The sequence below is a fragment of the Bacteroides helcogenes P 36-108 genome, assembly GCF_000186225.1.
In the GTDB taxonomy this organism is placed as follows: Bacteria; Bacteroidota; Bacteroidia; order Bacteroidales; family Bacteroidaceae; genus Bacteroides; species Bacteroides helcogenes.
In genome coordinates this window covers 3,824,238-3,839,107 of sequence record NC_014933.1, presented here as the reverse complement: position 1 = coordinate 3,839,107, position 14,870 = coordinate 3,824,238, and the positions used below count along the sequence as shown (strand labels likewise).

The following is a 14,870-nucleotide window of genomic DNA, read 5'->3' as shown; positions in this document are numbered from 1 at the left end:
GCTTTAAAAAACGTCAGAAAAGGAGGAATGAGTGATGAATGGAAAGAAAAACATATCTTTCTGAAAGAATGAGAACTTTGACATTTTATTATTATTTAATCAAAATGTTATTGTGAAATATAGCAGGTTTGAAAAGTTTTCCTATATTTGCAGTGTTATTCGTTGACATTTTGATCGAATAACCTTAAATCAATAAGGCTAATAACCATTAAAACGTAATATTATGAATATTGAACGTATCATGTCCTCTTTAGAGGCAAAGCATCCCGGTGAGTCTGAGTATCTTCAAGCCGTAAAGGAAGTTCTTCTTTCTATCGAAGATATCTATAATCAACATCCAGAGTTCGAAAAAGCAAAAATTATAGAACGGTTAGTGGAACCAGACCGTATTTTTACTTTCCGTGTAACTTGGGTGGACGATAAGGGTGATGTACAGACTAATCTTGGTTATCGTGTACAGTTCAACAATGCCATTGGCCCGTATAAAGGCGGTATTCGTTTCCATGCTTCCGTAAATCTTTCTATCTTGAAGTTTTTGGGATTTGAACAAACTTTCAAGAATGCTTTAACAACATTACCTATGGGTGGTGGTAAAGGCGGATCGGATTTCTCGCCCCGTGGTAAGAGCGATGCGGAAGTAATGCGTTTCTGTCAGGCCTTTATGCTGGAATTGTGGCGTCATCTTGGCCCGGATATGGACGTGCCGGCCGGAGATATCGGTGTAGGTGGCCGCGAAGTAGGCTATATGTTCGGCATGTACAAGAAGCTGACTCGTGAATTTACAGGTACTTTCACCGGTAAGGGTTTGGAATTCGGCGGTTCGCTGATTCGTCCTGAAGCTACCGGTTTCGGCGGATTGTATTTTGTTAATCAAATGTTGCAGACAAAAGGTATTGATATAAAAGATAAGACGGTAGCTGTTTCCGGTTTTGGAAATGTGGCATGGGGAGCTGTGACGAAGGCTACTCAATTGGGAGCAAAGGTGGTTACCATCTCCGGTCCTGACGGCTATATTTATGATCCGAACGGCATCAGTGGCAAAAAAATTGATTATATGTTGGAACTTCGTGCTTCGGGCAACGATATTGTGGCGCCGTATGCCGACGAGTTCCCTGGCTCTACTTTTGTGGCAGGCAAGCGTCCTTGGGAAGTGAAGACGGATATTGCGTTGCCTTGTGCGACACAGAACGAGTTGAATGGTGAAGATGCGCGTCATTTGATTGACAATAAAGTGACTTGTGTAGGTGAGATTTCCAACATGGGATGTACACCTGAAGCCATTGACTTGTTCATTGAAAATAAGATTATGTATGCACCTGGCAAAGCAGTGAACGCCGGTGGTGTGGCCACCAGCGGACTGGAAATGTCACAGAACGCCATGCATCTCAGTTGGAGTGCCGCCGAAGTGGACGAGAAACTTCACACCATCATGCACGGAATTCATTCTCAATGCGTAAAATATGGAACAGAACCTGATGGCTACATCAACTATGTGAAAGGGGCAAACATTGCTGGCTTTATGAAGGTTGCCCATGCCATGATGGGTCAGGGAATTATTTAAGAGAGAAACTTTGTTTAGTTGTATTTGTATTTGTGGTTTGTGCTGCCCGCGCCTGAGAAGGTATCGGGCAGTACTTTTTTTGTGAGGAGATAATATTACCCCCTTTCAGGTATTTTATCTCTTTTTCTTTTCTGATTTTGATTATTTTTAGGTATTGCTTCCTCTTTTGCCATGCCGTAGCTTTGCAATCGGAAAAATACTATTTAATAATATAAAAATCAGAGGATGAAAATCAAGAATTATTTAGCGATGGTGATTGTCGCTTTGTGTGCCGGGGCGTGCAGCAATGACAATGAAAAGAGTATGGATCTTTCAGAAGCTGTGGCGGGAACTTACACTGTTTATACTTCTGCCAAAGTGATGGGAACTTCTATGGTGAACAATAACGAAACCGTGAAGTTGACAGCTTCTGCCGGAGATGCCAAGGCAGCCCTTTTTTATAAAGGTGTGTGGGGAGAAGGCCGAACTTCCGACTTGACAGTGACCGCTGCTGTTAATGGTGGCTATACCTTGAACGGTAGCGGAAGCATTGTGGCAAGTATGGGTGACAGTAGTCATTCCGGTACTTATGAATTTACCGTAAAAGGAACGATCAGTGCGGATAAGAAAGAGGCCTCTTTTACTTTCGTCATCGAGTTGGGGGCAATGGGGACAGTTACTGTAACCTCAGGCTTGGGGTATGCTCCGGCAGGCGAGTTCCTTACGGGTACTTATAAAGGATATACATCGACGACATTCGTTCATTCTCCTAATCCTATAGTGGCAGATGGTGAGGTGATGACTGTCACGGCCGATGAGGACGGTACTGTTAAGGTAGTGCTTACTTCTACAAAATGGGGCACGACTACCGTTGACAAAGCTAAGGCTACAAGAGCCGAAGATGGCTCTTATACTTTTACCGGTAGTGGAACTTCTACCGTGCCTGCTATGCATGGTGGTACTGCCAATAATTATGACTGTACACTGACCGGTACTGTCAGTGCAGATAAGGGTGCTGTTTCGTCTGTATTTTCCATCGAAATGGGTGGAATGGGTACAGTAGTTGTTACTTTCCATAAAGGTACTGCTCCGGTAGCCGGATAACTTTGAATCTTTTTTTTTGGTTAATTTTCCAATGAAAATCTATCATTATATAGCAATGCTTGCAGTCACGCTCAGCGTGACTGCTTGTGCATATACCAATCATTTCCTTGATGAAGACGAAAGGGAGGAGGTACTTCCTTACAGCACTTTGCAGAATGTGAAAGTGTCTGCTTACGATACTTGGACTTACATTGACCTGAAAACAGGAAAGATGGAAACGCATCCTGATGCCGGTGAATGGATTTATGGTGGAACAGGTGGAGTTCGTGAGGCACAACAGGCAGAGCCGATAGGTATAGAGTGGCACATTGCCGTACACCGTTACGAGTTCAAGACCAACGGAGCATCGGTACTTAACACTGGGAAGACGGATATGGCAAACGTCACCACCTTACCCGAAGGCTCTTATACACCTGATGCTGTCCTTCCCTATGAGACGGAAAAGGATAAAATGGAAGGCGCCTATCTTCTCAGTATGGATATGGCGGGTATGATGGCAGGAAACATCGGTTATGCACATAATCCTTCCATCAACCTACCCCTGTGTGAAGGTATTACAAGAACTCCTACGGGAACGATGCCTCCCGTTATTTATGGCAACACCGATAAGGTATTCGTGTTGAAATGGGATGACGGAAGTTGGGCGACACTTCAGATAACGGGAGTGGTTCATACTGTGTCTGGGGTCAGCAATTATCTGTCATTCAATTATAAATACAATCCGGCGAAGTGAGTGATAAGTGAATGAGAAGCCTGATTCATCTGTTTTCAATGAGAATATGTCGTAAGTTCATTGCTCTATGCTTTGTGCTGAAATCCGAATTACCTTGGTTATACAGGAAAATAAATTTAAGAATGAAGAAATCAATTAAGCTTTTATGCCTCCTATGGATGCTCTGTGTTGCTACTGCCTCTTTTGCGAATGGCATAAATGATAACGATAATAACAGCAAACGCTATCTCTATGCCCTTAGGGGAGTGGTGGTGGATGAAAATAACGAACCGTTGGCGGGGGCAGCCATTCATGTGGCTGGTACTACGTTCGGTGCAGGCACTAATTCCAGCGGAGAGTTTGTCATACGTCTGAATGATGCAAAGAGATATGTTTTGCAAGTGTCTTTTATGGGATATGAACCGCAAAACATAGAAGCTGTCGCGTCACAGAATCCGGTGATTTTGCGGATAAAGTTACAGCCTTCCGATAATCAGTTGAATGAAGTGGTGGTGACCGGCTCGTTTATAGAAAAGCCACTGATGGATGTACCTGTGCTGACTCGCATTATTTCGCGGAACGACATACAGGCCCTCAATCCCATGAATGTGGAGACACTGCTGCAATACGAGCTTCCGGGCTTGCAGATAGGATACAATTCGATGAGCCAGCAGCCTGAAATAACCTATCAGGGCATGGGTGGAGAGTATATGCTGTTCCTCATAGACGGAGAACGTGTAAGTGGTGAAGGTTCTGACCATAATGTGGACTTCAGCCGCTTCAATGTGGATGACATAGAGCGTATTGAAGTTGTCAAGGGGGCGCAGTCCACCATTTATGGCTCCAATGCCCTTGGAGGAGTTGTCAATATTATCACCAGAACTGCCAATCGCCCTTTCGCGGCAAACTTGAATGCGCGGTATGCCGGTTCTAACGGACAGAAGTACAATGGTTCGATAGGGTTGAAGAAGGATCGCCTGACTTCCTTTTCAAGTTTGACTTACCGTACCAAGGATACCTATACCATTGACGATGGGGAGAGTGGAACTTCTTCTACCCTTTGGGGATACAATATCTGGGACTTCACGCAGAAGCTGGGATATACCTGTAATGAAAAGCTGAGTGCCGATATCAAGGGTACTTATTATCGTAACCAGCGTGACATCCGTCCGGGGAGGCTCTATCAGGAATACTATGTGGACCATTCTCTGAGTGGAAAGGTGAAATATCTGCCGGCCGAAAACCAGCAACTTGTATTCGGCTATATCTATGACAATTACAAGAAGGACAATCATTATTTCCGTATAGACTCCACCTATACCAATTACCGGAACATCAAGCAGACACCGCGTGTGGACTATACGGGAAAATTCGGAAGGCATACTGTAAGCGCGGGATTTGAGGGTGACATTGAGTACCTGAAGCACTACATGCTGAAGGACAGTTCACATGTCAGCAATCAGGCGTATGCATTTTATGCGCAAGAAGACTGGAACATTACAGATCAACTGAACATTGTGGCCGGTGTACGTGCTGATTATCATGAGAAATATCACTGGCATGTCACTCCCAAGATTTCTGTCATGTGGCGTTTTCGCAAGCATGTCGTTTTTCGTGCCGGCTATGCACAAGGTTTCCGTTCTCCGTCTTTAAAGGAGCTTTATATGTCATACGACATGGGCGGATTGGGCATGTTCATGATTTACGGTAATCCGAATTTGAAGCCTGAAACCAGCAATCAATATTCTCTGTCTGCCGAATTCAACAAAGGTGGGCTGAATATGGCGGTTGCTTTCTCACACAACCGCTTCAAGAATAAGATAGACTATATGGCCATAACTGACGAAGCTTACGGTGACATGCAGTATGTTAATGCCGAAAATGCTAAAACTTCTTCTGTGGAAGGCATTTTGCGCTACCGTTTCGGCTCCGGGCTGATTGTGACCTGCTCTTATGCTTATACAAAAGATTATGCGGAAGTGGACGGGAGGAATGCTTCACTGGTACGTCCCCATTCGGCCACTTTCAATGCCATGTATTCGCATAAGTTCGGAAAGGTAGGCTTTAACTGCTCACTAAATGGGCAGTGGGGGGCTGGCTTCGACACATACAGCCGTTCGAAGAACGATGACGGAAGCGTTTCGTACAAAAAGCGCACCTATGATGCGCGTACATTGTGTTCGCTGAATGCCGGGGTAACTTTTCCGAGGGGGATTTCTTTGAATGTAGGAATGGACAACTTGCTCAATTATAAGGATAAGGCCGCTGACAGTACCCTGCAGGTTCCGCAAAAAGGAATCAGCGTGATCGGAACGGTAAATATCAATATTGCAGATATGTTTGGATTATAAATTATAAGGATTATAGTAAAGATGAAAAAGAAGAAAATCATCATAGGGGGAGTAGTAATAGTGCTCCTGTCGGTGCTTTGGGGAGTGTGGTGCGCATGGTTCGGCCCTACCAGGGTGGCGTTTGTTAACTATCAGGTCATCAGTCTCGGTGAGATATCCAAGGCCAACGACAATTCGTTCATCAAGATAGCCGAACTGAGCACTAACGACTTGGACAGACTCAATGACTATGACATGGTGTTTATCAATGCCATGGGTATGAGGATTACTGAAGAACAGCGTGCTCTGATTCGAAAAGCCGCCGACAAGGGACTCCCTGTTCTGACTACCGCTGCGACGAATCCCGACAATAAGATTGTTTCACTGGACTCTATACAAGCGGATACTTTGCGTGCTTATTTGGGTAACGGTGGCCGTCGCAATTATCGCAGCATGCTGAACTATGTGCGCAGGTACATTGACGGTAAACTGTTTTCGGTACGTGAGCCTGAAGTTGCCGTACTGCGTGCCAATGACCTTATTTATCACATAGATCCCAAGAAACCGGAAGACGAGGAACTCGGATTCAACACCATAGCCGATTATGACGCATTTTTGCAAAAGAATGGTTTGTGGAAAGGAGAGGGAGCTCCCCGCATCATTGTTACCGGCATGATGGGAGAACCGACGGAACTCATCAGAAAGTTGGAGGAAACCGGTAATGTCGTTTATCCGGTACGGAGCATGAAGGCACTCATCGACAGACATCAAATCGATTCCATCCGTCCGTCGGCGGTCATCAATATGGCTCATGGACGTATGGGAGATTATATGGTGGATTATCTTAATATACAAAATATACCTCTTTTTGCCCCTCTCAACGTAAACCGTCTGGTGGATGAATGGGAGAATGACAAGATGGGAATGAGTGGCGGTTTTCTGTCGCAGAGTATCGTCACTCCCGAAATAGACGGCGCTATCCGTCCTTTTTCCCTTTTCGGACATTATAAAGATGAGGAAGGGCTGCAACACGTTCTTGCTATTCCCGAACGTTTGGAGATGTTTGTACAGACGGTAAACAACTATATCAATTTGCAGCGGAAGCCCAATTCCGAGAAGCGTGTGGCTATCTACTATTATAAAGGTCCCGGACAAAATGCTATGACTGCCGCGGGTATGGAAGTTGCTCCGTCGCTTTATAACCTGCTGGCCCGTATGAAGAAAGAGGGGTACAAGGTGGAAGGATTGCCTGCTTCTTCCAAGGAGTTGGAACGGATGATACAGTCTCAGGGGGCTGTGTTCAACGCTTATGCCGAGGGCGCTTTTGACGATTTCATGAAGACCGGACATCCGGAGTTGATTACCAAAGCCCAATATGAAGGTTGGGTGAAGAAAGTTCTCCGTCTCGATAAATATGCCGAAGTAGTGGCGGCTAACGGGGAATTTCCCGGTGAGTACATGGTTTCTGCCGACGGACGTTTGGGGGTGGCTCGCTTGCAGTTCGGCAATGTGGCGCTGCTGCCTCAGAACGCTGCTGGAAAAGGTGACAATGCTTTTAAAATAGTGCATGGTACGGATGCGGCTCCGCCTCATACTTATATTGCTTCTTATCTTTGGACGCAGTTCGGCTTCAAGGCTGACGCATTGATTCATTTCGGAACACATGGAAGCCTGGAGTTTACTCCTCGGAAACAGGTAGCTTTGAGCAATAGCGACTGGCCGGACCGCTTGGTGGGAGCTTTACCGCATTTTTACATCTATTCTATTGGCAATGTCGGTGAAGGCATGATTGCTAAACGTCGTTCATACGCCGGTTTGCAATCTTATCTCACACCGCCTTTCTTAGAAAGTAGCGTGCGGGGCATTTATCGTGATCTGATGGAGAAAATCAAGATTTATAATAATCTCGTTTCTTCCGGAGAGCAGCAGAGGGAAGGACTGAAAGCAGGCAAGTCGAATGAAGCAGGGCTTCGCAAGGCCTCATTGGCAGTGAAGGCGGTAACCGTCAGGTTGGGTATTCAGCGTGAATTGGACTTGGACAGTATTCTGAGCAAACCTTATACTGAAGACGAGATACTCCGTATAGAAAACTTTGCCGAAGAACTGGCTACAGAGAAGATTACAGGACAGCTTTATACGATGGGAATACCTTATGAAGATATACGCATAACGAGCAGTGTGTATGCCATGGCTACTGAGCCGATAGCTTACAGTTTGCTGGCTTTGGACAAGTTGCGCAAGCATGCTGATGAAAATATACTGAAGCATCGCGCCCTGTTTACGCAGCGCTATCTGAATCCTGCGCGTGACTTGGTGACCCGCTTGCTGGGTAATGCTGCTTTGGGTACTGACGAATTGATTTGCCATACTGCAGGTATCACTTCTGCCGAACTTGACAAAGCGCGTGAAATTGAGAAATCGCGTAATACACCGCAGGATATGATGACGATGATGATGGCTATGGGAAATGAAGCTCCCGCAGAAGGAAAGAAGCATGCCGATATACCCGGAAAAAACGCCGTTACAGGTGGAATATCGGGTATGATGAAGAAAAAAATGAGGGAAATGGCGAAAGGCATGGATCCTAAAAAAGCAATGGCTCTTGCTAAAGAGATGGGGGCAAGCCCCGAAGCTTTGAAAAAGATGGAAGCTTCTATGATAAAAGAGCATCGCGGAGAAGCAAAACATCAGACGTCGGATTCCATGAAAAAAGAAGGAATGGGTATGATGATGAAAGGAATGTTCCCGAAGAAGGAATATACCAAAGAAGAAATGGATTTTGCGTTGGCTGTGATGGAAGTGGAACGCACTATAAAGAATGTAGGAAACTATAAAAAAGCACTTCTGGGAAGTCCTGAAAATGAATTGGCTTCTATGATAAATGCTCTGAATGGAGGATATACCAAGCCCTCTCCCGGGGGGGATCCGATTGTGAATCCGAATACGTTGCCCACTGGCCGCAATCTTTATGGTATCAATGCTGAGGCTACTCCCAGCGAGGCGGCTTGGGAAAAGGGAATACGGCTGGCGAACAATACCATAGATATGTATAAGAGTCGCCATAATGACAGTATTCCCCGCAAGGTGAGTTATACGCTTTGGAGTGGTGAGTTTATTGAGACGGAAGGTGCTACGATAGCACAAATTCTTTATATGTTGGGTGTGGAACCGATACGTGATGCTTTTGGCCGTGTGACGGATTTGAAACTTATTCCTTCTGAAGAATTGGGACGTCCGCGGATTGATGTGGTTGTGCAGACCAGCGGCCAGTTACGAGATTTAGCGGCCTCCCGCCTGTTTCTTATAAACCGTGCGGTCGAAATGGCTGCCAATGCTAAGGATGACCGTTTTGATAATCAGGTTGCAGCAGGTGTTGTAGAGGCTGAGCGCGTATTGATAGAAAAGGGATTGACACCTAAAGATGCACGTGAAATTTCTACCTATCGTGTGTTTGGTGGAGCAAACGGTGGTTATGGTACTGGCATCCAAGGCATGGTGATGAGTGGTGACCGCTGGGATAATGAAAAGGAATTAGCCGATACATATCTGAATAATATGGGCGCTTATTACGGCAGTGAAAAGAATTGGGAAGTATTTCGCCAATATGCTTTTGAGGCAGCATTGACCCGTACGGATGCGGTTATACAACCCCGGCAGAGTAATACATGGGGAGCTTTGAGCCTTGATCATGTATATGAGTTTATGGGTGGAATGAATCTTGCAGTCCGTAATGTGACAGGAAAAGACCCGGATGCCTATTTGAGCGATTATCGTAACCGCAACAATTTCCGCATGCAAGAGGTGAAGGAGGCGATAGGAGTGGAGAGCCGGACTACGATTTTCAATCCTGCCTATATAAAGGAGAAGATGAAAGGAGAAGCGAGTTCTGCAAATACCTTTGCCGAAATTGTACAGAATACTTATGGCTGGAACGTGATGAAACCAAAGGCTGTTGACAAGGAACTATGGGATGAAATATATAATGTATATGTGAAGGATAAGTTTGACTTAGGTTTGCAGGATTATTTTGAGAAACAGAATCCGGCTGCTTTGGAAGAGATGACTGCCGTGATGCTGGAAACAGTTCGCAAGGGGATGTGGAAAGCAAGCGGGCAGCAGGTGGCGGATATTGCAAAGCTGCACACGGATTTGGTAAACAAATACAGACCTTCTTGTTCCGGTTTTGTGTGCGACAATGCCAAACTTCGTCAATTCATAGCTTCAAAGGTCAATTCTCAGGCTGCCGCACAGTATAAGGAAAGTATTGACAATATACGTGAGTCTGTCGTTACCAATGATAAAAAAGGAACGGTGATGAAGAAGGAGGAAATGACATCGGCGTCTGCAGAAGAACATACGAATGTGTTGAACAATGCAATTGTAGGTATTGTTGTGTTCGTTGCTGTCTTTGCTTTGGTATTGCTGGTCCGCTACCGCCGTAATAAAATGAAAGAATAAATATGGAAACTGTCGTTTTGGTGCTTATGATACTGGTTTGCTTCAACTTCATGTTGAAGCAGACTTATCGTAAGTTGTGGTCTGTGATTGCGATAGCCTTTGTCAGCGCATTGTTTGTGGGACTGATGTGGCCTTATGCCATCGAGCAATCCAAAACACAGATTGCCGATTGGCTGTCAAATCCTTCACTGATGCTTGATACCTCTGTGGTGCTTAGTGTAGAGGTGGTTGTCCAAATGGCGTTTTGCATGCTTGCGGCACATGTGCAGACTGCAGGGGTGATAAAGAAGCGTGTCTTATGGGCCTACCGTATGTTGCGCTGGTTTCCCGGCATACTGATATTCCCTGTTTTGTTTTCAGGCCTGGTAGCATTGATATTCACTTTTCCCGGAGTGTCTTTTTCATTGATAGCTTGGTGCATGGCGGGCTGTGTTTTTGTGTTGATACCTGTCGGAAGTTTTTTGCTGCGTTGGTTGCTGCCTGAGAAAGAACTTCGGCTGGAACTGCTTTTCCTTGCCAACGCTTTGGTGGCCATTCTGGGAGTTATAGCCACAGTTAACGGTCGTACGGCCGTATCGGGCATCAGTGAAGTGAATTGGGATGCCCTTGTAGGTTTGTTGGCCTTGATAGCAGTAGGTGCATTGATGGGCATGGTTGTGAGAAGCATGAAATTAAAAAAGTAAACTAACTAATTTGTAACATCATGAATTATATTTCAGACATTCTTTATTGGATATCTACGGGATTGTTGGTCCCTGTCATTGTATTGCTGATCATTCTGTTTGGGCGTTCCATACTGCTTATCGGCAACTTTTTCGGACAGTATCTTTCTATTCGTAAGACAGAGGCACTGCTTCGTTTGGAAATGAATTCGTTGACGGCCGATACCTTGCCGCAGTTGGCGGAGCGTCTTCCTGGAAAAAGTTCTTCTTTGGTGATTTTATATATCCGTCGTATATTGGAGCAGAAAGATAGTCCCGCCCATGTACAACGTCTGTTGGCTGAATTTGAGATTGCAGCGGACAAAGATCTTGCTATTTCCAAGACATTGACAAAGATGGGGCCTATGCTCGGTCTGATGGGAACACTGATTCCAATGGGGCCGGCTTTGGTAGGACTTTCTACCGGAGATATTGCTTCAATGGCGTACAATATGCAGGTCGCATTTGCAACGACAGTGGTAGGCTTGTTTGCCAGTGCCATTGGTTTCATTACCCAGCAGGTGAAGCAGCGCTGGTATTTACAAGATATGACTCAACTGGAATTTTTGGCTGAATTATTAAATGAAAATCATAAAGTGAAATGAAGAGACGTCTGCTGAGAAAAGAAGAAGACAGTGATCCGATGAGTGTGGTAAGCAACCTTTTTGATGTTGCGATGGTATTTGCCGTGGCTCTGATGGTAGCTTTGGTGAGCCGCTATAACATGACGGAAATGTTCAGTAAGGAAGATTTTACCATGGTGAAAAATCCCGGTAAGGAGAATATGGAAATTATTACCAAGGAGGGGCAGAAGATAAATCGCTATACTCCGTCCGAGAATCAGGATGCAAAAAGAGGAACGAAGGGGAAAAAAGTAGGTATTGCCTATGAACTGGATAACGGGGAAATCATTTATGTCCCCGAATAATACGCTGCATATATAAAATCGTTACTTTTGCACTGTCTTAAACAATAAATAGCAAAGAAATGTTACTACCGGAACTGAAAGTGAGGCGCGATAAAATACGCGTACTTATGGCTCAACAAGGAATTGATGCAGCTCTTATCACTTGTAATGTAAATTTAATCTATACGTACGGACGTGTTGTCAGCGGTTACCTGTATCTGCCGTTGAATGCACCTGCCCGTCTGTTCATAAAGCGCCCCAACAATGTTACAGGGGAGCATGTCCATTCCATCCGAAAACCAGAACGGCTTCCTGAACTGATAAAAGAGTGCGGTCTGCCGATACCGGTCAAACTAATGTTGGAAGGCGATGAACTGTCCTTTACGGAGTATAATCGTTTGGCTGCTTGTTTCCCCGGAACGGAGGTTGTGCCCTGTGGCACATCTTTGATACGTCAGGCAAGGAGTATTAAGACAAATATTGAGATTGAAATGTTTCGCCGTTCAGGAGCTGCCCATACCAAGGCTTATGAACAGATTCCTTCTGTTTATAAGCCCGGGATGACAGACCGGCAGTTGTCTATTGAAATAGAACGCCTGATGCGTCTTGAAGGTTGTTTGGGCATCTTTCGTGTTTTCGGACAGAGTATGGAAATCTTTATGGGGAGTCTTTTGGCGGGAGAAAATGCTGCTGTTCCCTCTCCTTACGATTTTGCATTGGGAGGTGAAGGGCTTGATCCATCTTTACCCGGAGGGGTGAATGGTACTTTGATACAGGCCGGACAAAGTGTTATGGTGGACATGGGAGGCAATTTTTACGGTTATATGGGAGATATGAGTCGTGTATTCTCTATCGGTAAATTGCCTGAAAAAGCTTATGCCGCCCATCAGACTTGTCTGGAGGTTCAGGAGGCCGTCGTTCGGCAGGCTAAGCCGGGAACTGTTTGTGAGGATCTTTATAATACAGCTATCGATATGGTGACTAAAGCTGGTTTTGCCGATTATTTTATGGGTATGGGGCAGAAGGCCAAATTCATCGGTCATGGTATCGGTTTGGAAATAAATGAAATGCCGGTGTTGGCTCCGCGTATGAAACAGGAACTTACTCCGGGCATGGTTTTTGCCTTGGAACCGAAAATTGTATTACCTGGAGTGGGGCCTGTGGGTATTGAGAATTCTTGGGTTGTAACGACAGAAGGCTTGGAGAAGCTGACACTTTGCAAGGAAGAGATTGTGGAGCTTTAGGTTGTGTTCAACGATTAGCAGTTAATGCCATGATGTGATGTCATTGCATCAATTACTAATCGTTGAATGTTGCTATTTTACCCTTCTGTTCAGTTGGTTATTAGCCTTTGAAGGCTTTGACTTTCCAATCCGTTTTCCAGTTGGCTTGTTTTTCCCTTTTTGTTTGGGGCAGGTATTTGTCTTTTTACTTTCCTTCATAATATTCACATAGATAATAACGGGCTATGAAATCCCAATATTTATGTAATAATTCTTTCCCTTTGGAGAAAGGCAGTTGCATATCGGGTAGAATTTCTTTGGTCATTCCATATTTCAACAGATCAAAAGGACATTTTCCGGGACGGCAGAACATTTCATATCCCTCGGTGGCGGCTCGCCGGGCATCATATACCGGGTTGTGTCTTTCACAGAAGTAAGCAGCTACATCTTGTGCAATGAGCATTCCTTTGGCGTTGGCATAAATCACGAATTCTTTCTTGTGTTCTAAATCCGGCAAGAGAGAGGATGGGTGGTTTTCCCATTTCAGTGCTTCAATAAAGAAAGTTCGGAGCTCCCGGTAATCGGCAAAGTATAGTAAAGGCTTTCCTTTACTATATTCCAGACAATGTTTGACATCTTGCGTCAGTTTGGTTTCTGTACTGATTTCCGGTAGTGGAGTGACAGGCATTTCCAGTAAATCAACTCCCATGACCCAAAAGTCGGAAGAAGGCTCATCACTGATAGGTGCTTCTTCAAAGTACTTGTCCATCATATCATAGGCGGTTTGGCTTAATGCCAAGAGGGCTTCATCATAAGGGTTGAAGAAGGTATATTCAGCTTCTTCCCAAAGGGGAGCGTGTGATTTTAGTGTCCATAATATGAAAGAGATGTCCTCTTTATTGATTTCATCGGGTATGTATTCGTCAACTGGTATATAGAATGGCAAGTATGTTCCGTAGCGTTTGACGAATAAATCAGAAAAGACTTTCCAGCCTCCGCTTTGGGAGATGGTATCCTGAAAATACTGACTGATTGAGATGGCGGCTTCGGTCTGAGTGCGGTAGTTCTCGTTTTTGAATAAAGATGATTTTTGACAAAAAGGAAGTAACTTTATGGCAAAGTCAAGATACCATTTGTCGGTAGGCAATACATGAGTACGTTTATTGGCGCCCAGCCATTCTTTGATAGTAATTGCAGCCATATTACAGCCTTTTTAATGCCAGTTTGATTACTTGTTCTACCGGTGCATTTGGATTTTCTTTCAGGATGGCAAGTACCACTTTCTGCGAAGGAGCCTGTGCAAAGCCCAGCATAGTGAGTGCGGCTACAGCCTCTTCCTGTACCTGTGTGTTGGCGGCCATCAGTAGAGAGGTCATGTCTCCGGCAGATCCGGTTGCCACACTGTCCGTTTTTATCTTATCCTTTAAATCGACGATGACACGCTGCGCTGTCTTTAATCCGATACCTTTTACGCTTTTCAACAGGTTGGCATTCTCAGTACTGATGACATTTATTAGCTCGGATGGTGAGAGAGCCGAAAGAATCATGCGTGCTGTGTTTCCGCCAATACCCGATACGGAAATGAGTAGCAGAAACAATTCGCGTTCTTGCTTATCCGCAAAACCATAGAGAATATAGGCATCCTCGCGGATAGCCTCGTAAATGTACAGTTTGCATTCTTTCTTGCCTTGAACGGCGGCGTATGTATTCAATGAGATATTAACGGCATATCCCAATCCGTTACAGTCAATAACTGCGGTTGCCGGACTTAATTCGGCAATTTCGCCTTTAATATATTCTATCATGGTGCAAATATAATGTTTATGTGCGAAATACAGTGAAAAGAAAGCATATTGAAGCGATAAAAAACAAAAATGTAGATAATCTGTGAAAAA

General features: G+C 44.8%; 11 protein-coding genes. 9 read left to right on the top strand and 2 right to left on the bottom strand.

Going from position 1 to position 14,870, the window contains the following annotated elements; genetic code table 11:
• The first annotated feature begins 223 nt into the window (after positions 1 to 223).
• From gdhA to BACHE_RS15915, 9 genes are all read left to right on the top strand, one after another.
• Positions 224 to 1,561, top strand: a complete 1,338-nt coding sequence (gene gdhA, locus BACHE_RS15955) for an NADP-specific glutamate dehydrogenase (protein ID WP_013548744.1) — start codon at positions 224 to 226, stop codon at positions 1,559 to 1,561.
• A gap of 225 nt (positions 1,562 to 1,786) precedes the next feature.
• Positions 1,787 to 2,644, top strand: coding sequence for a calycin-like domain-containing protein (locus tag BACHE_RS16735; protein WP_013548743.1), 858 nt, complete (start codon positions 1,787 to 1,789; stop codon positions 2,642 to 2,644).
• Between the two features lie 31 nt (positions 2,645 to 2,675).
• Positions 2,676 to 3,377, top strand: coding sequence for an HmuY family protein (locus BACHE_RS15945; protein WP_013548742.1), 702 nt, complete (start codon positions 2,676 to 2,678; stop codon positions 3,375 to 3,377).
• A 122-nt stretch (positions 3,378 to 3,499) separates the two neighbouring features.
• Positions 3,500 to 5,707 (top strand): TonB-dependent receptor, encoded by a 2,208-nt coding sequence (locus tag BACHE_RS15940; RefSeq protein WP_013548741.1) that lies wholly within the window; start codon positions 3,500 to 3,502, stop codon positions 5,705 to 5,707.
• Positions 5,708 to 5,728: 21 nt separating this feature from the next.
• Entirely contained in the window at positions 5,729 to 10,144 is a 4,416-nt protein-coding gene (locus tag BACHE_RS15935) for a cobaltochelatase subunit CobN (RefSeq protein WP_013548740.1), read from the top strand.
• A gap of 2 nt (positions 10,145 to 10,146) precedes the next feature.
• Positions 10,147 to 10,827 (top strand): hypothetical protein, encoded by a 681-nt coding sequence (locus tag BACHE_RS15930; protein ID WP_013548739.1) that lies wholly within the window; start codon positions 10,147 to 10,149, stop codon positions 10,825 to 10,827.
• Between the two features lie 20 nt (positions 10,828 to 10,847).
• Positions 10,848 to 11,450: a MotA/TolQ/ExbB proton channel family protein gene (locus tag BACHE_RS15925; RefSeq protein ID WP_013548738.1), complete on the top strand. Its 603-nt coding sequence runs from the start codon at positions 10,848 to 10,850 to the stop codon at positions 11,448 to 11,450.
• Positions 11,447 to 11,773, top strand: a complete 327-nt coding sequence (locus BACHE_RS15920; protein WP_013548737.1) for a DUF2149 domain-containing protein — start codon at positions 11,447 to 11,449, stop codon at positions 11,771 to 11,773. Before BACHE_RS15925 ends, BACHE_RS15920 begins: the two co-directional genes overlap by 4 nt.
• Before the next feature lie 59 nt (positions 11,774 to 11,832).
• A complete protein-coding gene (locus BACHE_RS15915) occupies positions 11,833 to 12,996 on the top strand; it encodes a M24 family metallopeptidase (RefSeq protein WP_013548736.1) in 1,164 nt (387 codons plus the stop codon).
• Positions 12,997 to 13,180: 184 nt separating this feature from the next.
• Here BACHE_RS15915 and BACHE_RS15910 read toward each other — a convergent pair whose 3' ends face one another.
• Both BACHE_RS15910 and ruvA read right to left on the bottom strand, forming a co-directional pair.
• Positions 13,181 to 14,176 (bottom strand): DUF3843 family protein, encoded by a 996-nt coding sequence (locus BACHE_RS15910; RefSeq protein ID WP_013548735.1) that lies wholly within the window; start codon positions 14,174 to 14,176, stop codon positions 13,181 to 13,183.
• Between the two features lies 1 nt (position 14,177).
• A complete protein-coding gene (gene ruvA / locus BACHE_RS15905; RefSeq protein WP_013548734.1) occupies positions 14,178 to 14,780 on the bottom strand; it encodes a Holliday junction branch migration protein RuvA in 603 nt (200 codons plus the stop codon).
• Between the last annotated feature and the right edge of the window lie 90 nt (positions 14,781 to 14,870).